Origin of the sequence: Streptococcus sp. FSL E2-3488 (assembly GCF_038003585.1) — a bacterium.
GTDB lineage: Bacteria > Bacillota > Bacilli > Lactobacillales > Streptococcaceae > Streptococcus > Streptococcus thermophilus.
On sequence record NZ_JBBOPL010000001.1, the window covers coordinates 1,641,435 to 1,665,475 of the forward strand.

At 39.1% G+C, this 24,041-nt stretch carries 31 protein-coding genes, 3 pseudogenes and 1 riboswitch; of the genes and pseudogenes, 5 read left to right on the forward strand and 29 right to left on the reverse strand.

What is annotated here, in order from left to right:
• Position 1: 1 nt before the first annotated feature.
• From MHH90_RS08415 to MHH90_RS08460, 10 genes are all read right to left on the reverse strand, one after another.
• On the reverse strand, positions 2-781 hold the full coding sequence (locus MHH90_RS08415; RefSeq protein WP_014607956.1) for an energy-coupling factor transporter transmembrane component T: 780 nt from the start codon (positions 779-781) through the stop codon (positions 2-4).
• A complete protein-coding gene (cbiM, locus tag MHH90_RS08420; protein ID WP_011680723.1) occupies positions 778-1,755 on the reverse strand; it encodes a cobalt transporter CbiM in 978 nt (325 codons plus the stop codon). Before cbiM ends, MHH90_RS08415 begins: the two co-directional genes overlap by 4 nt.
• 3 nt (positions 1,756-1,758) lie before the next feature.
• Complete coding sequence (locus MHH90_RS08425; protein WP_232979753.1) at positions 1,759-2,598, reverse strand: urease accessory protein UreD; 840 nt, start codon at positions 2,596-2,598, stop codon at positions 1,759-1,761.
• A gap of 1 nt (position 2,599) precedes the next feature.
• The gene (gene ureG, locus MHH90_RS08430) at positions 2,600-3,214 is read right to left on the reverse strand and encodes an urease accessory protein UreG (RefSeq protein WP_002889928.1); all 615 of its coding nucleotides are present in this window, start codon (positions 3,212-3,214) and stop codon (positions 2,600-2,602) included.
• 29 nt (positions 3,215-3,243) lie between these two features.
• Positions 3,244-3,957: an urease accessory protein UreF gene (locus MHH90_RS08435; protein WP_002946398.1), complete on the reverse strand. Its 714-nt coding sequence runs from the start codon at positions 3,955-3,957 to the stop codon at positions 3,244-3,246.
• The gene (gene ureE / locus MHH90_RS08440; protein ID WP_002949549.1) at positions 3,947-4,399 is read right to left on the reverse strand and encodes an urease accessory protein UreE; all 453 of its coding nucleotides are present in this window, start codon (positions 4,397-4,399) and stop codon (positions 3,947-3,949) included. Before ureE ends, MHH90_RS08435 begins: the two co-directional genes overlap by 11 nt.
• Before the next feature lie 139 nt (positions 4,400-4,538).
• The gene (gene ureC / locus MHH90_RS08445; protein ID WP_084828473.1) at positions 4,539-6,257 is read right to left on the reverse strand and encodes an urease subunit alpha; all 1,719 of its coding nucleotides are present in this window, start codon (positions 6,255-6,257) and stop codon (positions 4,539-4,541) included.
• A 15-nt stretch (positions 6,258-6,272) separates the two neighbouring features.
• Entirely contained in the window at positions 6,273-6,584 is a 312-nt protein-coding gene (locus MHH90_RS08450) for an urease subunit beta (protein ID WP_002886559.1), read from the reverse strand.
• 11 nt (positions 6,585-6,595) lie between these two features.
• Entirely contained in the window at positions 6,596-6,898 is a 303-nt protein-coding gene (locus MHH90_RS08455) for an urease subunit gamma (RefSeq protein ID WP_002886558.1), read from the reverse strand.
• A gap of 24 nt (positions 6,899-6,922) precedes the next feature.
• On the reverse strand, positions 6,923-7,438 hold the full coding sequence (locus MHH90_RS08460) for an AmiS/UreI family transporter (RefSeq protein WP_024704185.1): 516 nt from the start codon (positions 7,436-7,438) through the stop codon (positions 6,923-6,925).
• A 404-nt stretch (positions 7,439-7,842) separates the two neighbouring features.
• Between MHH90_RS08460 and MHH90_RS08465 the strand changes: the two genes are divergently transcribed.
• The 3 genes from MHH90_RS08465 to MHH90_RS08475 all read left to right on the forward strand — a co-directional run bounded on the left by MHH90_RS08465 (position 7,843) and on the right by MHH90_RS08475 (position 9,266).
• Positions 7,843-8,214, forward strand: a complete 372-nt coding sequence (locus MHH90_RS08465) for a hypothetical protein (RefSeq protein WP_224103195.1) — start codon at positions 7,843-7,845, stop codon at positions 8,212-8,214.
• 224 nt (positions 8,215-8,438) lie between these two features.
• Positions 8,439-8,741, forward strand: coding sequence for a hypothetical protein (locus tag MHH90_RS08470; RefSeq protein WP_224103194.1), 303 nt, complete (start codon positions 8,439-8,441; stop codon positions 8,739-8,741).
• A 240-nt stretch (positions 8,742-8,981) separates the two neighbouring features.
• Positions 8,982-9,266 (forward strand): hypothetical protein, encoded by a 285-nt coding sequence (locus MHH90_RS08475; RefSeq protein WP_232557103.1) that lies wholly within the window; start codon positions 8,982-8,984, stop codon positions 9,264-9,266.
• On the opposite strand, the gene MHH90_RS08480 is transcribed toward MHH90_RS08475, so the two are convergent.
• The 9 genes and pseudogenes from MHH90_RS08480 to MHH90_RS08520 form a co-directional block, all read right to left on the reverse strand.
• Positions 9,234-9,422 carry a DUF805 domain-containing protein gene (locus MHH90_RS08480; protein WP_224103239.1) on the reverse strand — a complete coding sequence of 63 codons (189 nt, stop codon included), beginning with the start codon at positions 9,420-9,422 and terminating at the stop codon, positions 9,234-9,236. The genes MHH90_RS08475 and MHH90_RS08480 overlap by 33 nt on opposite strands.
• A 230-nt stretch (positions 9,423-9,652) precedes the next feature.
• Positions 9,653-10,221 (reverse strand): annotated as a pseudogene (locus MHH90_RS08485) (ATP-binding cassette domain-containing protein).
• Positions 10,222-10,275: 54 nt separating this feature from the next.
• Positions 10,276-10,485: a hypothetical protein gene (locus MHH90_RS08490; protein ID WP_002946147.1), complete on the reverse strand. Its 210-nt coding sequence runs from the start codon at positions 10,483-10,485 to the stop codon at positions 10,276-10,278.
• Between the two features lie 342 nt (positions 10,486-10,827).
• On the reverse strand, positions 10,828-11,118 hold the full coding sequence (locus MHH90_RS08495) for an ABC transporter transmembrane domain-containing protein (protein WP_194238295.1): 291 nt from the start codon (positions 11,116-11,118) through the stop codon (positions 10,828-10,830).
• Positions 11,103-11,747, reverse strand: a pseudogene (locus tag MHH90_RS08500) (cysteine peptidase family C39 domain-containing protein). Before MHH90_RS08500 ends, MHH90_RS08495 begins: the two are co-directional and overlap by 16 nt.
• A 174-nt stretch (positions 11,748-11,921) precedes the next feature.
• Entirely contained in the window at positions 11,922-12,821 is a 900-nt protein-coding gene (locus MHH90_RS08505; protein ID WP_340725887.1) for a helix-turn-helix domain-containing protein, read from the reverse strand.
• A 194-nt stretch (positions 12,822-13,015) separates the two neighbouring features.
• A complete protein-coding gene (locus MHH90_RS08510; RefSeq protein WP_011680719.1) occupies positions 13,016-13,666 on the reverse strand; it encodes a phosphatase PAP2 family protein in 651 nt (216 codons plus the stop codon).
• A 2-nt stretch (positions 13,667-13,668) separates the two neighbouring features.
• Positions 13,669-14,226: an ECF transporter S component gene (locus MHH90_RS08515; protein WP_011680718.1), complete on the reverse strand. Its 558-nt coding sequence runs from the start codon at positions 14,224-14,226 to the stop codon at positions 13,669-13,671.
• A gap of 81 nt (positions 14,227-14,307) precedes the next feature.
• Positions 14,308-14,430, reverse strand: a riboswitch (FMN riboswitch).
• Between the two features lie 106 nt (positions 14,431-14,536).
• Positions 14,537-15,076 carry a tRNA (cytidine(34)-2'-O)-methyltransferase gene (locus MHH90_RS08520; RefSeq protein WP_372585740.1) on the reverse strand — a complete coding sequence of 180 codons (540 nt, stop codon included), beginning with the start codon at positions 15,074-15,076 and terminating at the stop codon, positions 14,537-14,539.
• 259 nt (positions 15,077-15,335) lie between these two features.
• Between MHH90_RS08520 and trkA the strand changes: the two genes are divergently transcribed.
• Together trkA and MHH90_RS08530 are read left to right on the forward strand one after the other, a co-directional pair.
• Positions 15,336-16,685 carry a Trk system potassium transporter TrkA gene (gene trkA, locus MHH90_RS08525; protein ID WP_014621137.1) on the forward strand — a complete coding sequence of 450 codons (1,350 nt, stop codon included), beginning with the start codon at positions 15,336-15,338 and terminating at the stop codon, positions 16,683-16,685.
• A gap of 6 nt (positions 16,686-16,691) precedes the next feature.
• Positions 16,692-18,131: a TrkH family potassium uptake protein gene (locus MHH90_RS08530; protein ID WP_084825761.1), complete on the forward strand. Its 1,440-nt coding sequence runs from the start codon at positions 16,692-16,694 to the stop codon at positions 18,129-18,131.
• A 22-nt stretch (positions 18,132-18,153) separates the two neighbouring features.
• Here the strand turns inward: MHH90_RS08530 and yidD are convergent, their stop codons facing one another.
• The 10 genes and pseudogenes from yidD to racE form a co-directional block, all read right to left on the reverse strand.
• Positions 18,154-18,405: a membrane protein insertion efficiency factor YidD gene (yidD, locus tag MHH90_RS08535; RefSeq protein WP_037623168.1), complete on the reverse strand. Its 252-nt coding sequence runs from the start codon at positions 18,403-18,405 to the stop codon at positions 18,154-18,156.
• Positions 18,402-19,127, reverse strand: a complete 726-nt coding sequence (locus MHH90_RS08540) for a pseudouridine synthase (protein ID WP_024704178.1) — start codon at positions 19,125-19,127, stop codon at positions 18,402-18,404. The genes yidD and MHH90_RS08540 overlap by 4 nt, the downstream gene beginning before the upstream one ends.
• Positions 19,128-19,219: 92 nt before the next feature.
• A complete protein-coding gene (scpB, locus tag MHH90_RS08545; protein ID WP_011225441.1) occupies positions 19,220-19,801 on the reverse strand; it encodes an SMC-Scp complex subunit ScpB in 582 nt (193 codons plus the stop codon).
• The gene (locus MHH90_RS08550; RefSeq protein WP_011225440.1) at positions 19,794-20,507 is read right to left on the reverse strand and encodes a segregation/condensation protein A; all 714 of its coding nucleotides are present in this window, start codon (positions 20,505-20,507) and stop codon (positions 19,794-19,796) included. The genes scpB and MHH90_RS08550 overlap by 8 nt, the downstream gene beginning before the upstream one ends.
• The gene (gene xerD / locus MHH90_RS08555) at positions 20,507-21,268 is read right to left on the reverse strand and encodes a site-specific tyrosine recombinase XerD (RefSeq protein ID WP_023909388.1); all 762 of its coding nucleotides are present in this window, start codon (positions 21,266-21,268) and stop codon (positions 20,507-20,509) included. The genes MHH90_RS08550 and xerD overlap by 1 nt, the downstream gene beginning before the upstream one ends.
• A complete protein-coding gene (gene cbpB, locus MHH90_RS08560) occupies positions 21,222-21,704 on the reverse strand; it encodes a cyclic-di-AMP-binding protein CbpB (RefSeq protein WP_002949488.1) in 483 nt (160 codons plus the stop codon). The genes xerD and cbpB overlap by 47 nt, the downstream gene beginning before the upstream one ends.
• On the reverse strand, positions 21,701-22,222 hold the full coding sequence (locus MHH90_RS08565) for a metallophosphoesterase (protein ID WP_011225437.1): 522 nt from the start codon (positions 22,220-22,222) through the stop codon (positions 21,701-21,703). The genes cbpB and MHH90_RS08565 overlap by 4 nt, the downstream gene beginning before the upstream one ends.
• Positions 22,173-22,277 (reverse strand): hypothetical protein, encoded by a 105-nt coding sequence (locus MHH90_RS10300; protein WP_370869437.1) that lies wholly within the window; start codon positions 22,275-22,277, stop codon positions 22,173-22,175. The genes MHH90_RS08565 and MHH90_RS10300 overlap by 50 nt, the downstream gene beginning before the upstream one ends.
• Positions 22,240-23,178: pseudogene (locus tag MHH90_RS08570) on the reverse strand (nucleoside-triphosphate diphosphatase); the annotation flags it as partial. The pseudogene MHH90_RS08570 and the gene MHH90_RS10300, both read right to left, overlap by 38 nt.
• Positions 23,171-23,986 (reverse strand): glutamate racemase, encoded by an 816-nt coding sequence (gene racE / locus MHH90_RS08575; RefSeq protein WP_002949483.1) that lies wholly within the window; start codon positions 23,984-23,986, stop codon positions 23,171-23,173. The pseudogene MHH90_RS08570 and the gene racE, both read right to left, overlap by 8 nt.
• Between the last annotated feature and the right edge of the window lie 55 nt (positions 23,987-24,041).

The following is a 24,041-nucleotide window of genomic DNA, read 5'->3' on the forward strand; positions in this document are numbered from 1 at the left end:
CTCATCCTCCTAACATAATCTGTCCTAAAATCACTGCTACTAGACCTATCAAGGCCAGCCAGTCCTTCCATGTGAATGACTGTGATGACTTGACATACTCACCAACAAAGCAACGTGCTTCCATGGCTTGAGTCAGTTCCTCACCATAGCGTATAGCTTTAAGGTATAAAATTCCCCAGATATTACTTCCAATCCGGAAACGATGGTTGCCGCCAAAGCTTCGTGCTTCAATCCCTTTGAGCAAATCCATTAATTGTTTTCCAAAGACATCGATATATTTTATGGTGATATCTAACTGGAGCAGAACAAGATCAGGAAAATGCAACCCTTTTAATGCCACTAGCATCTCACTTATTGTACTTGTCTCTGAATAATAAGCAATGGCTACGGCAATCAAAGGAAGTCTAAAAAGAAAGAGCGATTGACCTCCGCTAAGTAAGAGATGCGGTAGATAAAGAACTAAAGGGAAGATCAACAACACTACAGTTTTTTTCAAAGTTCTTACTAAAACAGAATGCGGTAAAAAAGCCACGCCAGCTCCTAAAAACAAGGCTATAATCCACAAAACTGTGAGATTTCGGCTAATTCCCACTGAAACAAGTAAGAAAAAGAGAAGTAAAACCTTAGCTGTTGGATGAAAGACTGATGCTACTTTTAAAGGATGCGTTTCAAACTTTTGAAGAAGAGCTTCCAGATGGTGACGATTCCGGATAAGAAAGTTATTTCTACCGACTTTAGTGACTACTGGGCGCTCTTCCGACATCCAATCTGGCAGAATCATTTTTCAATCTTTCTACCGAAAATCAAGCGATAGAGGATGAAGAAAATCAAAACAGCAGAGGCAGCACTCAGGATATAACCCAAAATTTCTGGAATGCCTGCGATACTATAATCTGGAAAAAGGGCATTGAATGAAAAACCATTCAACATTCCTTTTGGCGCTTGGGCTTCCACATGGTAATGAGACAATTTTTCTACTAACTCTTTGACATCCCATTCTGCAAAAGCTGTTCCCGTCGCCAATAAACCAAGTGGCGTTAGGATAATTAAGGCTAGGATAAAGAGCAATAAAGGACGTAGTTTTTTAGTCGTTATTTCCTGAGTATTATCAATATTCAAACGTTCAATGAATTCTTGAACACCGGCTGTGAAAAATCCTTCTACCAAGCCGATAAGCAGGTGAGTCAAGCCCATTACTGGAAGCGTCACTCTCAAAGGGTATGGATTGTAAAGCGGATTACCACTGCTATCTTTAAAGAGAATCGGTTGAATTCCTAGTAAAACCGCAACAGTCAGGGCCGCAACTACAATTCCAATATAACCTCCAAAAAAGCTAGCAATTATCCTATTCTTTGTCCACTTATTCAAGAGTTTATAAACAGCATAACCCACAAATGGCATGACAACAGCCATACAAAAGGCATTCGCACCAAAGGCCAAAATCCCACCATCACCAAATAGCAAAGCCTGCATAGCTAGAGCCACACTAACTGCTAAACAGGAGGCCCAAGGTCCTAACAATATAGCAATTAGCACTGCCCCAACAGCATGGGCACTCGTTCCACCTGGGGCTGGAAGATTAAACATCATGATAAGGAAGGACAAGGAAGTCCCGATTCCCAACATAGGAATCGTTTTTTTATCAGTGTTAACCTTTACCTTCACTTCCTTGACAGCCTTATACCAAATAGGCAACATAACTGCCCCCATTGCCGCACAAGTCATAGGGCTTAGGTAATTTTCAGGAATATGCATTTTTTATCTCCTCATATCATTTTTTCTCAAATCCAAAGGGGTTAATCCATGTATTTCTTGTCTAAAATAGTCTGCACAAGAATAAATGATGCGACGATTATCCTCAGCAGTTTTTCCTAAGATACGTAACACCAAACCTGAGATATCTAAGGATGAAATGGCAAAATCAGACTCAAGATTTAGCCCTTCTAAGTGCTTCTGCAAAGCCTTAACAAAAGCCTCGTCAATATTTGGGGACACCATTATCAAGCTATTGTAATTACGCCATCCTTCAAAATAACCAAGTTTAAACATATCTTGTTTCTCAGGCTCTAAGAGAGTCTGATCGCTATAAACAAGCTCATTATCTTGGTAAATTTGTGTCAAATTACGAAAATAATGGTATTGAAACGGTAAATCCTCATGAGACCAACCTGCCGTTACACCATCTGAATAAATCAAGTGGGCAGACTTATCCATATCAATACGACTTGTTTGGAAATAGCGTGATTTTAAATATGGAATAACTTCATCAGCCATGTACTCCAAATAACTATTTTCTTCAAGTGTGATAGACGTATTCTGTTGTGTCAACTGTCCTTTCTCACACTTGTAAACATAGGTAGGTGTTTGAGTTGTCACCAAGGCATGAGCATCTTTATTAACATCAATGGTCACTTGATACTGCTCACCCTCGACAAAACCCCCACCCATATTAATGAGGAAATAGTAAGGAACGCCATTGGCATCTGAATTATCTGCCGATACTCGAGAGTTACCTTCTTGATATTTCTTGTGGGAAATTGTACGACCATTTCGATTTGAAAATCCAAGATGGACAAAGCCATCGTAAACTTGTGTCATCTTACAAGTCCTCTAGTAGGAAATTCTTACGAATCCATTCTTCTACTTCCTTAACATTGTCATCATTATTCAAATTTGTGAAAATGAAAGAATCTTCGTTACGGAAATGAAGGGTATCTTCACGCATACGATCTAGGTTGGCTCCAACATAAGGTGCAAGGTCAGTCTTATTGATCAAGAACAAATCACTCTTAATCATCCCTTGACCAGCCTTACGTGGGATTTTTTCACCCTGAGCAACGTCAATAATATAAATGGTAAAATCAACCAAATCAGGGCTGAAGGTCGCAGCCAAGTTGTCTCCACCACTTTCAAGGAAAATAACATCCAAATCATGATTAAAGCGCTCTTGAAGAGTTTCAATCGCTTCAAAGTTCATAGAGGCATCCTCACGAATCGCAGTATGAGGACATCCACCAGTTTCTACACCAATGATACGGTCTTCGTCTAAGCTTGAATTTTTAGCCAAGAAAAGGGCATCTTCTTTTGTATAGATATCGTTAGTAATAACTGCTAAATTTAAGTCAGACATACGTCGTGTAAGACGCTCAAGCAAAAGGGTTTTACCTGAACCAACAGGTCCACCAACTCCAATAATTACAGTACGTTTTGTCATTGTTTTTTCCTCTCAACCTTGTTGATATTTTAGGACATGAATAGGCGGAATACCTGTGTTTCATGTTTCATCTGAGCTAATTCAAGACCAGGCGTATTGGCCCCAAGGTAGGACGCATCCAATTCTTGAATTTCTTGTGTCATTTTTTCTAATTGCGAAAAGCTACGTAAAACAATCTCCTGTCCAGCAAACTGTCCAAGGGGAATGGCACGCACAGCATTTTGAACCATCGTCGAAATCACGCTATAACCATAAAGTGCTATGGCTTCATTACATCCCAAGCCCTTGTTAAACACATAGAGCGCAAAGACAATAGCTGGATTGCCGAAGGCCACACCCTTACGTATTTTAGACTGATAGTCATCCAATACCGGAATAGCATGAAGCCTTTGAATGAGTCGAAGCATTTGTTTAGCAATCATTTTAGTCCCCTGTCTTGTTTCACGCGCTTGCGTTGAAACTGTCAAGACCTTATCATAATACCAAACCTGGTCTATGTTATCTGTAACCATAGCATCATAAACCAGTTTGATTACAAGACCTTCACCATATTTAAACTGACTGGCTAAATAGGCTTCTTGCCACTCTTCGTAACCTTTATCATCTGTTACAGTGTCTTCACGCAGATAATTTTCCATCCCAAATGAGTGGTTAAATGATCCAATTGGAAAGGTTGAATCGACAATTTGCACAATTTCAAGATAATCTTGCAAAGATACATTAGCAAAGGGATTAATGTTCATGGGCAGTTAAATTCACATGGCGTAGGGGTTTATCAAGGACCACTTCTTCAATCGTGTAGGCAATCTCTTTTTGAGTCAAGACTTGCTCTACAACTGGGTCAACCTCTAAATAAATCTTGGCATCTTTCACCTCAATCGGTTTATGAGTATTCCCAAGAATGTGAGCTGTGATTCCCATTTCATCCATATCTTTAGGTGAGATGACAATCAAATCCTGTGACTCAACACCAATAGCTAGGACATGGTGATCATCGATAAAAAAGGCAGATCCATTTTGCAATTTTTGTCCCTTATCAAGACGAATACCAAATTCATTCCCATGATCACTCTTCACACGAATAATTTTTTTGTTAAGATCGTCACTCGAAAGAATGACTGTTTCAATATGGTATTTGTCCACATCGATATCCTTAACAAGAGCATCTACTTTTGTAAAAATCATACTTTTTCCTTTTCTATTACATTTTAAAAGTCTAGCATCAGACTCATATAGCAACCTAATAAGTGCTAAAAACGTTATGGCTGTAAAATACAAAAGAGGTTGGAGGAAAAAATCCAGCCTCATGTATATAGCGTTTTCCTTAGAACAAGAAATAACGTTGAGACAATGATGTCGTATGGATTGGCTCACAAGTAACCAACTCATCATCAATAAAGACATCAAAGGTCTGTGGATCGATACGGATTGTTTTTGGAGCGTAGTCATTAAGCTTCATATCACGCTTAGTCAAGTTACGCGTATTCTTAACAGGAAGAACAATCTTATTCAAACCAATTTCTTCTTTGATACCGTGATCATAAGCATATTGAGAGACAAATGTAAGATTTGTTTTATGAACCGCTTGACCATAAGCACCATATAATTTACGCATGATACGTGGTTGAGGTGTTGGAAGACTTGAACCAGCGTCACCCATAACACCATAAGTTAACATACCACCCTTAAGCACCAACTTAGGTTTTGCACCAAATTGTGCTGGTTCCCAGATAACCAAATCTGCAAATTTACCAACTTCTACAGAACCGATATAGTCTGCAATACCATTGGTGATGGCAGGGTTAATTGTATATTTAGCCACGTAACGTTTAATACGGTTATTATCGTTAAACTCTGAATCTCCCTCAAGTGGACCACGCTGAGCCTTCATCTTATCAGCTAGTTGCCAACAACGCATTGCTACTTCACCGACACGTCCCATTGCCATGGCGTCTGAAGTCATGATACTAAGGGCTCCCATATCGTGAAGAACATCTTCTGCAGCCACAGTTTGTTTACGAACACGTGATTCGGCAAAAGATACGTCTTCTGGGATTTTTGGATCCAAGTGGTGACAAACCATAACCATATCTAACAACTCACCAATAGCATTTGTAGTATATGGGTTAGTTGGGTTAGTTGATGATGGCAAAATATTTTCCTTACCTACAAAAACCATAATATCTGGAGCGTGCCCACCACCAGAACCTTCGGTATGGAAGGTATGAACGGTACGACCTTGGAAAGATTCCAAAGTATTTTCCATAAATCCACCCTCATTCAAAGAGTCGGTGTGGACCGCAAAAGAAACATCGTATTTATCCGCAACTTTAAGGGAATTATCAATTCCTGCGTAAGTCGCACCCCAGTCCTCGTGTGTCTTAATTCCTGCTGCACCAGCTTTAATTTGCTCTTCAACCACTTCAGTCTCAGAACCAACACCTTTGGCAAGGAAACCAAAGTTAGCAGGCATATCATCAACAGCTTGCAACATACGAGTAATATGGAATTTACCAGGTGTACATGTTGTTGCATTACTACCGTCAGCGGGACCAGTACCACCACCAAAGAGGGTCGTAATTCCATTATCCAAACCAAATTCAGGAAGGTCAGCAGAAATATAATGTACGTGGAGGTCAATACCACCAGCAGTCACAATCAAACCTTCTGCAGCAATGGCTTCTGTACTAGCACCCACAACAAAGTCCACATTGTCCATTGTATCTGGGTTACCACCGCGACCAATAGCAACAATCTTACCATCACGAATACCGATATCTGCTTTAATAATACCTGTATAGTCAATGATGGTTGCACCTGTAATAATGGTATCAACAACTGATGGATTGTCACGTGTTTCCGTAGCACTAACACCCATACCATCACGCAAAACTTTACCGCCACCGAACTTAGATTCCTGTCCATAAACAGTAAAGTCTTTTTCAATGGCTGCAAAAAGATTGGTGTCTCCAAGACGTACACTATCCCCTACAGTTGGTCCATAGTGTTGAGCATACTCTTCACGATCCATTTTAAAACTCATCGATTTGTCCTCTTTCTAGTCTAAGAAACCATTGACCTTGTTATTGAAACCAAAAATACGACGTTTCCCTCCAAAGTCAATAAGTTGTACTGTTTTCGTTTCACCTGGCTCAAAACGAATGGCTGTACCTGCTGGAATATCTAGACGTTTGCCTCGCGCCTTTTCACGATCAAATTGAAGACCAGCTTCGTTTGCTTCATAAAAATGGTAGTGAGAACCCACTTGAGCAGCACGGTCACCCACATTTTTCACTTCAAGACTAATGGCTTCATAACCACCGTTATAATCAATTGGCTCACTCGCCACATGGTATTCACCTGGAATCATTACATTTCTCCTTACTGAATAGGATCATGAACAGTAACCAGTTTTGTACTGTCCGTAAAAGTAGCTTCAACTTGAATCATTGGAATCATTTCTGCAATACCTTCCATAACATCTTCACGTGTTAAGAGATTGCGAGCTTCATCCATCAATTGGGCAACAGTTTTACCTTCTCTTGCACCTTCAAGCACATAGTCAGTGATTAAAGCAACTGCTTCTGGATGATTCAATTTGATTCCTTTGTCTTTACGTCGTTGAGCAATCATAGCCGCAAGGCTAATCATCATTTTTTCCTGCTCGCGCATTGTCAATTGCATCGTTTTTCCTCCTTAAATCAATGCTTACCACTTGCCCCAAAGCATCAAAAGCCCTGGAATCCAAGCTGTTACAATTCCTTCAAAAATAGCTAGGTAAGGGACAAATTTTCCTAGATTCTTCTTAAGATTAATTTCAATAAAGGCAGTTAGCCATAGGACACCCCACAAGAACCAAATAATACCATACCAAGCATTACCACCGTATCCAGATGTTAAGCAAAGAATCCCTGCTGGTATCGTATTAATTGCCACAAATAAACTAAACCACCCATACAAACGTTGATCAAAATCGAAAATCGTATTGATTGCTGAGTAAAGATAGGTGAAAGCAAATAAAAGACCAGTAGCGCTACCATAAAACCATTCAGCACCTTGCCCTGTACAAGCTCCGTAAGCAATGACAATAATGTTGAGAATCAAACCCAGACCACCCGTAAAGATATTCATGACAACATTTGATTTATCAGGAATACCCTCTAAACGATGGAGTCCATTACTCATCAAAACCATACCAACATAGAGTAGGATGACACCTAACATAAGAACCTCCTAAGTTTTTTTATGTTAATATCATACTACTTTGAAAACACATGTCAACGAATTTTCAGAAATTTTGCAACATTTAGATAGCAGTCAATCTAACATATAGTGTCAAAAAATGACATCACCTTTGGTGATCCTCGATAGAAGTCCTTTGCTCAATCCCAGATAAACAAACAGTTAATCTCTAAAAAACTATCTTTAGCATTTGACAGTTTCTGACAATATAGCCCGTACAATCTATCATTCAATGTGAGAATAATATTTTTTACTCACCTATTTTTCCAACTCATTCTCCAGACCTAAGTCCATAGAACTATTTTTAGTAATTTTACAGTTGGGTGACAAAATTGAACATTTTTTATAATAAAGTCTTTTTTGGACTAACATCCAAAAGGAGAATTATGATGGAAACAAATAACTATACTACTAATTTACAGCTAGTCTCCCAGGAATATCCCGACGAAAAGACTAGTCTTCAAACCAAAACCAAGAAACTCTTGGAATATTTTTCACCAAAAGACATTTGGAAAATTAAGGGACTGATTTTCGCCTGTCTCGTGGCCTGCTTCCTATATGTCACTTACTTGACCCATTTTTCCTTTGCCTTTCCAGCAATCGTTGTCTTGATAAGTACGATTGAACTGGGCTGTCGTCTATTAGGTGGAAAAGCAAAGGGAAAGCGACTTGAATCGGCAATACTTATGGTCACTAGTCTACTACAAGGTTTACAAATTAGTCTTTGGGGTCTGCACGACAACTGGGAGAGCGCTTAGATTCTTTGCCTTCATGCGAGTATCCTCCTTTACTTAATGGGCACGTACTGGACAAAGTAGCCAAGACCGTTTGGGAATTATGGTTTGGCTAGATCTCATTATACACTAGCTGCATCTTCTCACTGAAATATTTCTTTATCGGAACCTGGACACTACTCTATAAAACAGCACCTAAACAAGAGCTCTCTGAAGAAGAAAAACACGCAGTTCAGAACCACAAATGGATGATTCTCATTAGTATCATGATTGCCTTGATACTGACGGGATTCGCTGCTAGTCAGCTTAGTCAGGTCTTGCCTGCTTTCGGACAACTTTGGCAACAGTTCTTCCATACACTTGCTACTCTACTTGATTTCACTATCACCTTCAAGGATAACGGATTATTATTCTCTCGTTTAATAACCAGTATCCCTCTGGCTCAGGACTTTTTGCTCAACTTATTGCAACCTATTTGGCAAAAGAAAAGCTACTTAGTCAAAAACGATTTGAAGGCCGTCTTAAAGCAACCCGTCAGTTTCCAAAAGTAGCAGCTTATATCGTACTCGGAAGCCTCTGCCTTACTTATGCCCTATTCATATTAACTGCCACTAGTCAAATGTGAGAACTCCTTTCTCTCAACCAAGTCAACATTCCAGCCCATCAAGCCTCACATATTGCTGTTCAGGGCTTCTGGCAATTAGTTCGAGTCTCTACCCTTAACTTGGGAATCCTAGCTGGACTTTACATTTTTTCTAAAGAAAACTTCTTCACCCACAAGGGGCCTCCGTTTGTTGAGTACCCTACTCTTTACTTTTGCTAGCCTCTTTGCCCTTATCGCCGGCTGGAAACTCTTTGGCGTTTATATAGCACTCTATGGTGTAACGCCACATCGCTTACTATCAGGTTGGTTTGTCACAGTACTCTTTATTTGGTGTGTCCTAACACTTATTAGACTTTATAAACCTATCCAGGCGACCCGTCTCGCTGTATTTTATGCAACTATCAGCTTCACCCTCGTTAGCCTCTTAGGTAGCTTTATTTTAGGCGTACATTACCCAAAGAGCTACCGTTAAAGGAGTTGCCTTTAAAACAATCCAAGCAACATTGAAATTGGCATCACGTAGACGACGAATCTGCATAGAAATGGTAGGAAGCGCCGTTGCTGCTATAAATAGAATGAAATCCGTCAATGTAAATCCAGCAGCTTTTATTTGCCCAAGCAAGTACATCAGTAGGAAAACCAAGCTACCGATAACGCCATTAATCAGGACAACCCGTCAATAGTCTAATCGTTTTGTACGACCATAAAAATCGAGATAGTCTAACCAAAAATTTTTATATGCCTCTAACATGTTTACACCTCTTAATAGTATGCCCCCAGTATACTACATAAAGAAGACGGCTGCAAGATTTGAAATTTTAGATTCCTTAATTTTTCTATATAAATAGGAAGATGATTTTAAATGAACTGGAATGGATTGAAGTTGGGACTAGCTGCTTCAAGCTTCCCATTTGCCATAGTCACTACACGACTGACATGTTGGTAGACACTGCTACGGTGAGCAATGAAAATCATTGTTTGTGTCAGTTCAGAAAGATTGGCCATTACTCTACTTTCAGTTTTCCTGTCCAGACCACTTGTAGCTTCATCAAAAATCAAGATTGGTTGATTGGACAAGAGAGCCCTTGCTATAGCTAATCTTTGTTTTTGACCGCCAGACAGACCTCCGTCTTCAGATACTTGGGTCTGAAAACCTAGGGGCATCTTTTGAATATCAGCCAAAATATCGACTTGTTCACAGACTTTCAGAATAAGATGCTCATCAACTTCTCCTTCAAGGACTAACAATAGATTTTCTAATATTGTTCCCGTAAACACATGGTCTGTTGTGGAACATAGGTCACCAGCTGGCGCAACTCCGCTTGGCTAATAGAAGCTTTATCTATGATTACATGACCACTAGATTTTGTGTAATAACCTGACAAAATCTTCGCTAAAGTTGTTTTCCCAGAACTACTCTGACCCATGAGGGCGATTTTCTCTCCCTTATTAATCGTCAAATCAATATTATGAAGTGTCTCTTATTGGTATCTGAAACGATGACTAACACCTTTTAAGTCTAATTGTTTAAAGGATAAATCTTTGAGTTGACCTTTTTCTTCCTTATTCACAACATAAACTTCTTGAAGACAATTATTGGCTACCTTGGCTTGCTGAATCTTAGATTGAAGATAGATAATATTAATTAAAGGAGTCGTAAAATAATTAAGCAACATACTATAGGTAATCAACTGACCAGCAGATAGTTGCCCTTACATAACCAATTGTGCCCCATACCATAAGATAAAGACATTGGAAACTAACTGAACCTCTGTTTTTAAGCCATCCTGAGTTAATTTCTACTTGGCCTCAGACAAAGATTTCTTCAAGTAGTCATGGAATTTCACCTCAATTTCTTGCTAACGTCTCTCTTTAACTCTTAAAGATTTTAAAGTTTCAATACCACGTAAATCATCAATAATAGCAGTATTGACCTGACTATTTGCCTCCATTAATTGATAATTTTCCTTCTCAAAAAGCTTATAAAAGGCCAGAATAATCAAAACATAAAGAGGAACTAAAAGTTGAGGTCATCAAAAAAAGAGAACGGTTTGTAAAATAAGGGCGACAGCTAAAGTTATCACAATGGTGACATCTAGGAAAATCGATAAGATTGTTGAAGCTAGAGCATCGATAATAGTGTTGGCATCTCCAAAACATGACGTGATTTCACCAGTACGACGTGAACCGAAGAAACTAATGGGCAAAGAAAGGACATGCTTGATATAAGGAAGGATAACAGAAATGGAGAAGTAATTACCCAATCGATGTAGAAGATAATCTTTGAAAAAAGTGAAGACTTGTTGGGCTAGATAGGCGAGCACAAACCGAGAGAAATCACAATCAGAAGAGAATAGTCTTCTTGAGGAATCAAGCGGTCTATAATAGACTGCAAATAATAAGAACCAATAATATTAACAAGGGTCACCAGAAAGCTCAGCAAGACGATGACTGCTATCAAACTTTTACGACGAAATAAAATTGGTAAAAACGAAAGAAGACCAGGTACCTCTTCCTTATATTTAATGTAGTTTTCTCCTGGTTCAAAAAATAGAGCAACCCTTGTCCATTCCTTGTCAAAATCCTCTAGGGACAATTTAATGACATTCTTGCTAGGATCTGGATCACCAATTACAACCTGCCCCTTGTCCTTACCAAATAATGTATAATAATGTTGAATACCACCATCCCTAACCACATGTATAATAAAAGGGGAAGATAGGTTTTCTTATTTAAACAAGTCTAAATCTGCACGAATGGCCTGAGTTTCAAACCCCAACTGCTTGCCCGCTTCAACCAAACCAAGCGCAGAAGTTCCTTCACGAGAAGTCTGAGCTAACTCCCGCAAATAAGCCAAACTATAGGATGAACCATAGTGCTTGAGAATCATAGCTAAGGCAGCTACCCCACAATCACGCTGAACAACCTGTGAAATATATGGACATTTTGGCATGATGGCTCCTTATTAAAGACATCCTGCAAAATAAGGCAAGATAGCAATAAGTAGTGAAAATAGTACAAATATTTTCAGGGTTTTCAAAATATAACTCCTTTTAACTATTATTTATATTTCTATAGTACATATTTAACCCTAAAAAAAATAGTGACATTTATGTCACCACCATTTCTATAAACCATCTGCCAATTTTCCTGCCTTTATACTTTCCTCTAAAACCGAGTCTTCCAAAACGGAAGCAAACACTATGGCCTTATCATAATTCTCTGCAGCCTCTTTCTTGTTTTCTTTATGCAGAAGTTCATATTTAGCCTTAAGTACAAAAACACTAGGCTTGTAGCTATATAATTGTGATTTTTCTATGACAGCTAAGGCTTTATCCACAACTGTTAAGAAGTCTGAGAAGGAATTGTGAAAAATCTTTAAAGCAGCAATAGCCATCAAATCATTAAATAAAACAATATTGTAAACATCATCTGTCCAAATTTCCTGATTTAATACTCTCTTTATAATTCTTTCAAATAGTTTTTTGTCATACTGTTTTCTCCCATAAAGATGAAAGAAATAATAGTCAATGACTAATAAATCGTTAGTTGAGAATTTCCTCTTCCTTTTGACTTGTTCAAACAAGTCTTCATATATCTCCTCAACTTTTGGACTCTCCTCCCAGCTAGTAAAACTCAATATATTTTCGAGAATGTCTAAAGTTAATAATTCTTCTTCTGGAAGAATATCAAAAAATTTCTCATAGACTTCCTCAATCAAAGTAAGTTTAGACTTTATTCTGTCAGGGTTTCTGTACGTTGAAAACTTAATCAAACGATTCTTCATTTCATAATATTCGTCAGGAATGGTAATATTGTCTTGATCCAATAACTCTGTCATACTTTTTCCTAAACGTTTAGCAATATACGATAATCTATCTAAAGACGGGAGAGACTCCCCCTTTTCAATACGAATTAACTGGCGAACAGTCAATTCCGCACCATCTAAACATAGCACTTCACGTGACATCTGTTGGCGTTCACGCTCAGTTTTGATTCTTAGTCCAATGCTGTCTTTTAAGTTCAAGAGAATCTCCTTTATATCAAAACTTTAAAAATATTATATCACAATTGTAATATATTTAATATATAGTTAATTATTTTTTAACAGAATATTAGTCTTAAATACGATATTTTTATACATTAATAACAAAATAATGTTTTTATAAGATAAATCTTGATTATCCAACAAAAATATGCAGTTCAGAACTGCATATTGTTTTATTTCTGTTTGCTTTGAAATCGCCATTCAAAGCGAATACGGTCATAAGTTGGATAGACAGCATTAAGCAAGCCAAACGCTAGGATAAAGCCAGCTAAAACATCAGTTGGATAATGAACACCTACATAAATACGCGAAAGTCCAACAAGGAAAATCAGAAGCCCAGTAATAGCATAAACTACTATTTTAGATTCTTTTTTCTCCAAACGCTGAGCAAGGACAATGGCAATTGCTCCAAGAATCATAAATGTCCCCAAAGAATGACCACTAGGGAAAGAATAATCACTAGCATGCACTAAATGCGTAATTGATGGGCGCTGACGCTGATAAATATACTTCAAACTTACAATCAAGATACTAGCGAGAAGCCCACTGGCTCCCACAAAGATAGCTTCTGATTTATACTGACGTAGATAAAGCCAGATGACTGCTACGATTGCAATAATAGCCTGTATAGGCGTATTCCCAAGAATGGTAATTGTTTTAAAGAAGCGTGTCAGTCCTGCTGGTAAGTCTCCTCGAACCCTAGTTTGTATGCTGCTATCAAATTCTGTCAAGGCTTCAGGGTAGAACTTAACCATGTAACCGAGAATAACAAATAACAAAAAGGCAAAGGAAGCGTAAATATAATGTGTGTATTTGTGTTTCATATTTATAATTTTACTAGTATAGACTTAAGCGGGGCATAAATAAGAGCAAAAGCTACTGAAAAAATCAAGCCTTCCAGTAAGTTAAAAGGTACTACCATAGCGAAAAGGTATTTATAAAGACCTATGAATTGCGCAATATCAAAGTTAGAAAATTTAGCATAGAGTGGTACTGCATAAATGTAGTTAAGAACAACCATGGCAACTGTAAGCAAAATCGTTCCTAAAACAGAACCAAGAATATAATTCTTGCTTGTTTGATTTTTCTTCCAAAAATAGCTTAGGCCCCAAACAAAGACTCCTAGAGCAACAAAATTCATAGGAAGCCCAATCATTGATCCTGGGCCACCATTGTTTAGTAAGAGCTTTAACAATGAACGAAGCAAGAGAACACCAATAGCACTCTTAAAATCAAAGATAACCAAGGCGATAAGAGCAGGAAGGATTGAAAAATCAACCTTCAAAAAGTCTGCTGCTGGAATCAATGGAAATGAAAAATAAAGCAACAAGAATGAAACTGCAGATAAAATGGCAATGTAAGCCAATTTATGTGTGTTTGTCATAAAAAAATTCCTCCAAATTTTAACAATTTGAAAGAAGTTCCCAATGGATTTGCCTATGCCAAAAAAAGCCTACGCAAAAAGACTGGTCTTCTTCCATCCAGACTATACTGTCGGTTGAGGAATTACACCTCATCAGCTTGCGCTCGCGGACTTATCCAAAGAATCACCGCCGGTCGGGAGTTTCACCCTGCCCCGAAGACCCTTTAAGGATAACACAAAAAAACCTTGGTGACAAGGTTCTTAATTTATGGATTTCTAATTTGTTGATAGTCAATAACTATACTTATTCTTTTAAGACAACATGAAGTATCTATTTTAATTTATCATGATGGTAGCGGTGACTCAGCTCCAACCCCTCAAACTGCTGCTGACGAAGAGCTTCATAGACAATCATACAAACCGTATTTGAGACATTAAGACTACGGACATGTTCATCATTCATAGGAATACGAATAGCTTTTTCAGGATGCTCACGCATAAAGTCCTCAGGTAGGCCTGTATCCTCACGACCAAACATAAAATAGTGATCCTCACCATCAGCATAGACCTCTTCTGAATACGTCTTATCCGCAAACTTCGTTACTAGATGCAAACGACCAGCATGATTTTTAGACATAAAATCAGCCAAATTGTCATAATAAGTGATATCAAGCTTATCCCAATAGTCCAGGCCTGCGCGCTTCATCTTCTTGTCATCAATTGGAAACCCCATAGGTCGAATGATGTGGAGGGGGCTATTGGTTGCTGCGCAGGTACGTGCAATATTTCCAGTGTTTTGTGGAATACGGGGCTCAAACAAGACAATATGATTACGTGACATCTGACTTCTCCTAGACATAAAAAATGCCATGTCGCCCGGAGTCAAGCTCAGCAGACGACATGGTTATGGACATTCATTAGCTTAAATCATGACAGGTTAGATTTAAAATAGTGAATGGTTGAGTATATTTTAGCACTTTAGCTGTAAAAGTCAACACTATTAGTAGAAAAAAAATTAATATTTTTAACTTCATCACCTTTTTTACAGGAATAACCTATAAAGCTGGCTGAAAAGGATGATTTTTCGGCCAGAATAAAGTATCATAGTAATGATTATTTGGAGGTAACTCATGCGTATTATTGTCGTAGGTGCTGGTAAAGTCGGTACGGCACTCTGTCGTTCTCTTGTTGATGAGAAGCACGACGTTATTTTAATTGAAGAAAAGGAAGAGGTCCTCAAACGCATCAGTAAACGCTACGATGTTATGGGCTTTGCTGGAAATGGGGCAAATTTCAAGATTTTGGAACAAGCCGAGGTTAATAACTGCGATGTCTTTATCGCCATGACTGATAAAGATGAAGTAAACATGATATCAGCAGTTCTGGCAAAACAAATGGGTGCAAAAGAAACTATCGTTCGTGTACGTAACCCAGAATATTCTAATACTTATTTCAAAGACAAAAACTTCCTCGGATTCTCATTAGTAGTTAACCCTGAACTTTTAACTGCTCGCTATATTGCCAATACCGTTGAATTTCCAAACGCTCTATCAGTTGAAACCTTTGCTAATGGACGGGTTATCCTTATGGCATTTAGGGTCACTGAGACAAGCCGATTGTCCGGTATGACAATGGAACAATTTCGTAAGAAATTCGGTAACATCTTGGTTTGTATGATTGATCGTCAAGGCGACCTCACCATTCCATATGGGAATGCTACCATGCAAGCTGGGGATAAGATCTATGTAACTGGGAAACGTGTTGACATGGCACTTTTCCACAGTTATATTAAACCAAAAAGCATCAAAAAACTTTTGTTGATTGGTGCTGGACGTATCTCCTACTACTTACTAAATATCTTGAAAAACAACCGTATTAAGGTCAAATTGATTGAACAGAAAATGGACCGTGCGCAAACCTTTAGTCAAGTATTCCCTGAAGTTTCCGTTATCTTAGGAGATGGTACTGCTAAAGACCTTCTTCTTGAAGAGAGCGCAGCTAGTTATGATGCTGTTGCTACTCTAACTGGAGTAGATGAGGAAAATATCATCACCTCTATGTTCCTTGAAAGTCTTGGTGTCCATAAAAATATTACCAAGGTCAACCGTACCAGTCTTTTAGAGATTGTCGATACACGTGAGACAACAACAATTGTCACTCCTAAGAGTATTGCTGTTGATACCGTTATGCACTTTGTTCGTGGTCACTATAACGCCAAAGATTCTAGTCTTGACGCGCTTCACCACGTAGCTAATGGCCGTATCGAGACCCTACAATTCCAAATTAAGGAAAACAATAAAATTGCTGGGAAGAAACTTTCTGAACTTAAATTCGCTCATGGTGTCCTTATTGCTGCTATCATCCGTAATGGAAAAGCCATCGTCCCAACTGGAGAAGATAAATTGGCAATTGGCGATAAAATCGTGGTCGTTACTCTCTTGCAAAACGTAACCCACATTTACGACTTATTGAAGAGGTAGGCTGCCATGAATCGATCTATTGTCCGTTTTCTTATTTCTAAACTGCTCCTCATTGAAGCTGGACTCTTAGTTGTACCTCTTATCGTGGCTCTTATTTATCAAGAAGATGCCAAGGTATTTACCAGCATTTTGGGGACTATGGCGATCCTCCTTTTTATCGGAGTGCTTGGTACTCTCTTTAAACCTAAGAACTACCGCATTTACACCAAAGAAGGAATGCTCATTGTAGCCCTCTGTTGGGTACTTTGGTCCTTCTTTGGGGGATTACCGTTTGTTTTTGCCGGGCAAATCCCAAGTGTCATCGATGCCTTCTTCGAAATGAGCTCAGGTTTCACAACTACAGGGGCTACTATTCTCACAGATACTGGGGTCTTGACCCATTCTCTCCTCTTCTGGCGAAGCTTCGCTCACCTAATTGGAGGGATGGGGGTGCTGGTCTTTGCTCTAGCCATCATGAACAACAGTAAAAATGTTCATCATGAGGTTATGCGTGCAGAGGTGCCTGGTCCAGTCTTTGGTAAGGTCGTTGCCAAGCTCAAAAATACAGCTCAGATTTTGTACATCATCTATCTGGGCATGTTTGTGATCTTTGCTATGATTCTATGGATTTGTGGCATGCCACTCTTTGATAGTATTGTCATTGCGATGGGAGGTGCTGGTACCGGTGGATTTGCAGTCTATAATGACTCTATTGCCCACTATAACAGCGATTTAATTACTTATGTGGTTACAGTTGGTACCCTACTATTTGGCGTTAACTTCAACTTGTACTTCTATATCCTGCTTCGCAAAATCAGATTCTTCTTCCAAGATGAAGAGCTACGTACCTATCTTACGATTATTGCGGTATCAACAAGTTTAATTATCCTCAATATTTTTGGAATTTACCACAGTTTAGCTAACTCGTTTAAATACTCATTCTTTGAAGTGTCAACGATTATCACAACGACGGGATTTGGCCTAACAGATATTACCAAATGGCCACTATTTTCTCAGTACATCCTGCTTCTCCTGATGTTTATCGGGGGATCAGCTGGTTCTACAGCTGGTGGCTTCAAGGTTATCCGTGCTATGATTATTGCTAAAATTGCACGTAATCAGACCTTAGCTAGCCTCTATCCTAACCGTATCCTATCTCTACACATTAATGGAAGTGTTCTTGATAAAGAAACACAGCATAGCGTTCTTAAATATTTGGCTGTATATGTGTTGATCATACTAAGTCTAGTTACAATCCTGTCCTTGGATAATCAAAATTTCTTGATTGTGACAAGTGCTGCCGCTTCAACATTTAACAATATTGGACCTTTACTTGGAACAACTGATAGCTTCGCTATTTTTAGTCCTTTGTCTAAGCTAATCATGGGATTTGCTATGATTGCTGGACGTTTGGAAATCTATCCTTTATTGCTCCTATTCCTACCAAAAACATGGTCAAAAATTTAAGCATAAAAAAGCTCCCTTGGATTCAATTGTCCAAAGGAGTTTTTTTACGTTTTAGGCTAAAATAATCTGGTACTGGGTCGTCACCAGTCTCTGATAGGGGATGGCATCTTAAGATACGGGCGATTCCCATAAGAACTCCCTTTAAACCATGTTTTTCTATTGCTTGAATCATATAGACTGAGCAAGTTGGACGAAAACGACAAGACGGTGGAAACAGGGGAGAAAGCCATCTCTGATAAGCCTTTACTAACGCAATCAGAAACTTCTTCATCATTTAACCTTGTTAACAGCAATGTTATGAAGCTGACTAATTTCTTTTTTGCTTAGACGGCGTGACTCTCCTGGACGTAGTCCTGTCAAATCTAGGGTACCAAAACGGGTACGTGACAACTTATCAACAATCAAACCTACTGATTCAAACATTTTCTTAACCTGATGGTTTCGCCCTTCATGAATCGTCAACTCGACGACTGATCGGTTCTTTTCATGATCCACCTTGATAATATTGTAATGGGCCGGCTGAGTTTTTTTACCATCAATCACCACACCACGAGTCAAAGGACGAAGATTTTCCTTGGTCGCAATACCTTTAACACGCGCCAAATAAACCTTATCAATCTCATTACGTGGGTGAATCATTTTATCGGTAAAGTCACCATCATTTGTTAAAATAAGAAGGCCAGTCGTATCCCAATCAAGACGACCAACAGGATAGATACGTTCCTTAACATGGGGCATTAGATCAATAACCGTCTTACGGTTTTTCTCATCAGATACTGAAGAAATAACCCCACGTGGTTTATTAAGAAGGTAGTATACCTTTTCTTCATTATAAATTGGGCTTCCATTTACCTCGACAATGTCGCCATTTTTGACAATTGTTGCCAATTCCATAACGGTCTTACCGTTTAAAGTCACACGGCCTTCTTTAATCAATTCCTCAGCTTTACGACGACTAGCCACACCAGCGTGGGCGATATATTTATTAATTCGCATTCTTTTTTCTACAGCTTCAGCTGTATCCTTTCTACCTAGCATTTCTGCTATGTTTCTTAATTTTTAATGATTAGTTTCAACAAGGTTTACTCTTAATTGTCCAAATCCTCAAGATCTTCTGGAGCATCCTCCCTAAATAGGCTCGTTTCTTGCTCTTCAAGTTCTAGTTGATCAATGGCCACAAGTTCGTCTAAACTGTTAATTCCTATATAATCCAAGAAATAATCAGTTGTCGCATATAGGTTGGGACGACCCACAGCATCCTTTTTACCAGCCTCTCGAATGAGACCAAAAGCCTGAAGCTTGGCAATAGCACCACTGGAATTGACACCTCGAATATCATCAACTTCAGCGCGAGTAATGGGCTGTTTATAAGCAACTATAGAAAGTACCTCGAGACTCGCTCGGGATAGACTTTGGTTGATTGGCGTTTTAGAATAGTCACGCAGAAGACATGCAAAATCAGGCTTAGTCACGATCTTATAGGTATTTGACGATTCCAATAAACAAAGTGCTGTGTCCTCATCTGCCTCATACTTGGCTTGCAATTTTTCTAAGGACTGAGTCAGTCCCGTCACTGGTATTTCCAAGAGCTGTGCCATAGTCCTTAGACTAAGACCATCTTCACCAGCTACAAAAAGTAGGGCTTCTAATCGTGCTAAGTGACTACTCATTCGTCCATTCCTTTCTTAGAGTAATTGTTCCAAAAATTGTTTCCTGCTGTACCGAGATTCGATGTATCTTAATTAATTCAAGAGTTGCCAAAAAGAGTGTAATCACTTGATTCATATCCTTAGCATCTGAAAAAAGCTCATCTAAAAACAATTTATTTTTCGCACTAAAGGCCTCCTCAATGATTAACATCATGTCTTCAATCTTATAATCATCACGTGCAATAGTCGTGTGTCTTCGACGAATTTCTTCTTGCTTTTCAGCCATGATTTTTGAAAAAGCCAAGAAAATATCTTGAATCGTCTTATCCTGATTCAGCGTCACATCTTCATAAACTAATTCTACTTTTGGTTTTGAAAAATACTGAGCTCGCACTTCATGCTTCTTAGCCAACACTTGACTAGCTGCTTTGAAGTGTGCATATTCTTCTAGCTGACTCAAGAGCTCTAGTTCTGGATCATCCGCTTCAGGCTCATCCTCTACAACTGTCGGCAATAGTTTTCGACTCTTAATCAACATGAGCTGGCTAGCCATAAGCATATATTCCCCAGCAACCTCTAGCTTCATAGCTTGCAAGGTCGCCAAATAAGCCAAGTATTGCTCGATGACCTCAACAATGGGAACATCGTAAATGTCTACTTCATACTTAGAAACCAGATGGAGCAACAAATCCAGTGGCCCCTCAAAATCTTTTAACTTAATATCCATTAGGCTTTATAGTATTTCTCCAAGGTCACTGGACTTTTTAGCCCAAGTAAACGAGCAAGTTCAAAGGCGCCCGTTCCCTTTTCAATCTGTCTAAGGATATATTGCTGGCGCAAGACTTGAGCAGTTACCCCCGATAAGCCGCATCCACCAACATAAGATTGAATCTGCTTATACAGCCACTGACGGGTAAAAGCCTTACTCAAAATTAATCCCTGACTATTGTCATTTTTAATCCCAAATAAGAGCTCTTTCAAAGCTCCATCCAGTCTGAGAACACGCTTAGTACTTCCCTTAGCCACGGTTACAACACCAAAATCCAAGTCGATATCTTCCCATTTCAGCTCCAAGATTTCCGAAGGTAAGAGTCCTAACTCTAGAATAAACAGACAAGCCAGTTTACCGGGCCCTTCTTGTCCCTCATATAGCGACGACAAATCAAAGATTTCTAACTCTTCTTGCTGAGAAGGGAGTGGTGCAGTCTCTGACAGTTTAAAAAACTCCTCTAGCTCACCCTTTTGATAAAGGTAAAGCAAAAACTGATTAACAGCCGAGCGCTTACGTTTTTGCACAGAAGGCTTCCACTCCTTAAGTTGATTTTCATAAAGCTTGAGACTGGTTTGATCTACTCGTCCTGGAAGACAGTTTACAAACTGCTTAAGATCATAAGCATAAGCTTGTTTTGAGCTATCAGAAATGGTCTTCCTAGCTAGAAAATTAGTTATCTGAGTTGTTAGTTGTTTTTGGAATGATGATATAGTCATGTGTAAAGTCATGTAAGAGGCTATTAACTGCCTTGAGAATTGATTTTCGTGTAATAATTCCTTTAAAAATGCCTTGGCTGTCAACTACTGCAAGGAAAGGATTATCAACCAGCTTATGCATTACCTCACTTAGATTAGCATCATCTTTCACTGTTGCCACAACATCTGAAGTCATCGGTCCGATATCGCGATTAACCATCTCCCACTCTTGCAAGTTATGTTCATCTTGGTAACGCTTGATATCCGCCAAAGATATTGTCCCAAGATAATGCTTGTCCTTAGTCAAAACGGGCACACGTGAATAACCATTGCTTGTCAAAAGCAAAACCACATGATCAGCGTTATGGCTATCAATAAAAATAGTAACTTGATCTGATGGGATCAAATAGTTGTCTAAGTGAGCCAACAAAAAATCTTCAAATTCTTTAGCAATCATCGTTCAAATTCCTGTGTAAGTTCTGAATAAAGTTCATGGTCACGTGTATAATATTCCACACGAATCTTTGCATCGTTTATAATCACCTTAGCATAGAGTTTCTCATGGATTGGGCCACGTGGCTGTGAAATAGAACCTGGATTGATATACACTGTCTTACCATTTCGCCAAGCTGCTGCCACATGTAAATGCCCATATAGACAGATATCAGCATCCTCTTGTTGTGCCCAAAGATCCAACTTGTCCCAGGTAAAATTAATCCCAAAGAGATGACCATGCGTTTGCGCAATAATCACATCACCAAGTTTCACGACCAAACGTTCTGGATAACCTGAATCATAGTCACAGTTACCACGAACCACATGGATACCTTCCCAAACAGAATCACTTGATTCTAACTCAGAATCTCCATTATGGAAAATGGCATCTACCTTCCCTTGATAACGTTTTTTTATGTCTACTACAATATCACGTTCTCCATGAGAGTCGCTCATTACGATTATTGTTTGTTCTGCCATGCTGGGAATACCTCCATAAGTTTCTTAACAGCTTGTCCACGGTGAGATTGTTCATCTTTTTCCTCTGTAGAAAGCTCTGCTGCTGTCCTACCCGTATTACCAACTAAGAAAAGGGGATCATAACCAAAACCATTGTCACCTTTAGGTTCTCGACCAATATAACCTTTCCAGTCTGCATCAACAACCAAACTATCACGTCCAGGTGCTGCAACAACTAAGGTTGTATGGAACTGGGCAGAGCGTTTGCTATCATCAAGTACCATGGCAAGTTCATGCAGTAACTTAGCATTATTTTCAGCATCGGTAGCTTCTGGACCCGCAAAACGAGCAGACCACACACCTGGCAAACCTCCAAGAACATCTACCTGCAAACCTGAATCATCTGAAAGAACCATCTTCCCAGTTAATTTCGAAATAGTTTCCGCCTTCAAGCGTGCATTTTCTTCAAAGGTCATACCAGTTTCAGCAACCTCAGGAAGATCTGGATAATCATTAAGATTTTCTACCTTAATACCAAGCTTTCCAAAGAGTTTCCGAAACTCCTTGGTTTTTCCTTCGTTGCGTGTCGCAATCAACAAAACATCACCAAAGTCTGATTTATTATCAGAACCAAAGAAATCATCCAAGGAGACACCTTCTCTAGGTACGTGGACATAGAGAAGCTTATCCCCTTCACTTACAAGCAAAGTTCCTTGATGTTGCGTAACGACCAAGTCTCGACCAAGCTCCTCTTTCAAACAATCCAAAATAAAAGACACTAAGCGAAGATCCGAAGAGTGTTTAACAACATGTAACTGAAAACCACTAACATCCAAGGTGCTAGTCAAGCCCTGAAAAAAGTCAACATATTGTTCATAGGCCTCATCATCACCAAAACATGTCAAGTGATTATAGCTTCCAAAACTAGCCAAGTACCAGTCTTGATCATCCTTATATTCAAAAATTGATTTAGTCATTTTCTAACTCCTTATCCAAATCTACATGTTGGACAGTAACTTCCTCACCCAGCCACTGCTCAGCAATTTCTTTAAAACCAAGCACACTAGCTGTGGTGTAGTATTCTTCCGTCTTGTCTTTGACCTCACGACTACGGTTAATTTCAAAGTAATTGAGCAAGACAGAAACATCACGAACAGTTTCAGCTCCGCTATCAATTAATTTGACACTTAGCCCCATAACATTCTGAATAATCGGGCGTAAAAGTGGGTAGTGGGTGCAACCCAAAACCAAGGTATCTACCCTATCAACTAAAGGAGCCATGCTTTCATAGACAATCTTTTTAGCCACACTTGAATTAATTTCATTTGATTCAACAATTGGGGCAAAACGGGGACAGGACAAACTCAGGACATTCATTTGTGGGGCCAGACGCTTAATTTTTTGCTCATAGATATTAGACGAAATTGTCATAGGAGTACCAATGACACCAATTTGACCAGACCGGCTAGACTTAATGGCAGCACTAGAACCAGGCAAAACCACACCTAGTACTGGAATGTCCAAAGCCTCTTTAATTTCCTCCCAAACCACTGCTGTCGCCGTATTGCAAGCAATAACAATCATCTTTACGTCTTTAGTCAGGAGAAATTTAACCAACTGCCAGGTATACTCTCTGATTTGTCCTGCTGGTCTGGGGCCATATGGAGCCCTAGCAGAATCACCAATATAAACAATGGACTCGTGAGGCAACTGACGTTTAAGTTCACGTACTACCGTCAGGCCTCCGACACCAGAATCCAAAAATCCTATAGGTCGATTATCCATCTTGCCTCCTTATCCCCTTACATTACATGTAAAAAGCTGAGATTCACGTCCCAGC

Coding starts and splice junctions, on each gene's coding strand:
- MHH90_RS08435 (WP_002946398.1), bottom strand. CDS start 3,957: ATGAACATTAATCCCTTTGCTAATGTATCTTTGCAAGATTATCTTGAA.
- ureE (WP_002949549.1), bottom strand. CDS start 4,399: ATGATTTTTACAAAAGTAGATGCTCTTGTTAAGGATATCGATGTGGAC.
- cbpB (WP_002949488.1), bottom strand. CDS start 21,704: ATGATTGCTAAAGAATTTGAAGATTTTTTGTTGGCTCACTTAGACAAC.
- MHH90_RS08480 (WP_224103239.1), bottom strand. CDS start 9,422: ATGTACTTGCTTGGGCAAATAAAAGCTGCTGGATTTACATTGACGGAT.
- MHH90_RS08530 (WP_084825761.1), top strand. CDS start 16,692: ATGAATCGATCTATTGTCCGTTTTCTTATTTCTAAACTGCTCCTCATT.
- MHH90_RS08470 (WP_224103194.1), top strand. CDS start 8,439: ATGATTCTCATTAGTATCATGATTGCCTTGATACTGACGGGATTCGCT.
- MHH90_RS08510 (WP_011680719.1), bottom strand. CDS start 13,666: ATGAAACACAAATACACACATTATATTTACGCTTCCTTTGCCTTTTTG.
- MHH90_RS08540 (WP_024704178.1), bottom strand. CDS start 19,127: ATGCGAATTAATAAATATATCGCCCACGCTGGTGTGGCTAGTCGTCGT.
- yidD (WP_037623168.1), bottom strand. CDS start 18,405: ATGATGAAGAAGTTTCTGATTGCGTTAGTAAAGGCTTATCAGAGATGG.
- racE (WP_002949483.1), bottom strand. CDS start 23,986: ATGGATAATCGACCTATAGGATTTTTGGATTCTGGTGTCGGAGGCCTG.
- scpB (WP_011225441.1), bottom strand. CDS start 19,801: ATGAGTAGTCACTTAGCACGATTAGAAGCCCTACTTTTTGTAGCTGGT.
- trkA (WP_014621137.1), top strand. CDS start 15,336: ATGCGTATTATTGTCGTAGGTGCTGGTAAAGTCGGTACGGCACTCTGT.
- MHH90_RS08450 (WP_002886559.1), bottom strand. CDS start 6,584: ATGATTCCAGGTGAATACCATGTGGCGAGTGAGCCAATTGATTATAAC.
- MHH90_RS08515 (WP_011680718.1), bottom strand. CDS start 14,226: ATGACAAACACACATAAATTGGCTTACATTGCCATTTTATCTGCAGTT.
- MHH90_RS08415 (WP_014607956.1), bottom strand. CDS start 781: ATGATTCTGCCAGATTGGATGTCGGAAGAGCGCCCAGTAGTCACTAAA.
- ureG (WP_002889928.1), bottom strand. CDS start 3,214: ATGACAAAACGTACTGTAATTATTGGAGTTGGTGGACCTGTTGGTTCA.
- MHH90_RS08460 (WP_024704185.1), bottom strand. CDS start 7,438: ATGTTAGGTGTCATCCTACTCTATGTTGGTATGGTTTTGATGAGTAAT.
- MHH90_RS08565 (WP_011225437.1), bottom strand. CDS start 22,222: ATGGCAGAACAAACAATAATCGTAATGAGCGACTCTCATGGAGAACGT.
- MHH90_RS08550 (WP_011225440.1), bottom strand. CDS start 20,507: ATGGATATTAAGTTAAAAGATTTTGAGGGGCCACTGGATTTGTTGCTC.
- MHH90_RS08520 (WP_372585740.1), bottom strand. CDS start 15,076: ATGGCATTTTTTATGTCTAGGAGAAGTCAGATGTCACGTAATCATATT.
- xerD (WP_023909388.1), bottom strand. CDS start 21,268: ATGACTATATCATCATTCCAAAAACAACTAACAACTCAGATAACTAAT.
- MHH90_RS08425 (WP_232979753.1), bottom strand. CDS start 2,598: ATGACACAAGTTTACGATGGCTTTGTCCATCTTGGATTTTCAAATCGA.
- ureC (WP_084828473.1), bottom strand. CDS start 6,257: ATGAGTTTTAAAATGGATCGTGAAGAGTATGCTCAACACTATGGACCA.
- MHH90_RS08465 (WP_224103195.1), top strand. CDS start 7,843: ATGATGGAAACAAATAACTATACTACTAATTTACAGCTAGTCTCCCAG.
- cbiM (WP_011680723.1), bottom strand. CDS start 1,755: ATGCATATTCCTGAAAATTACCTAAGCCCTATGACTTGTGCGGCAATG.
- MHH90_RS10300 (WP_370869437.1), bottom strand. CDS start 22,277: ATGAACAATCTCACCGTGGACAAGCTGTTAAGAAACTTATGGAGGTAT.
- MHH90_RS08455 (WP_002886558.1), bottom strand. CDS start 6,898: ATGCAATTGACAATGCGCGAGCAGGAAAAAATGATGATTAGCCTTGCG.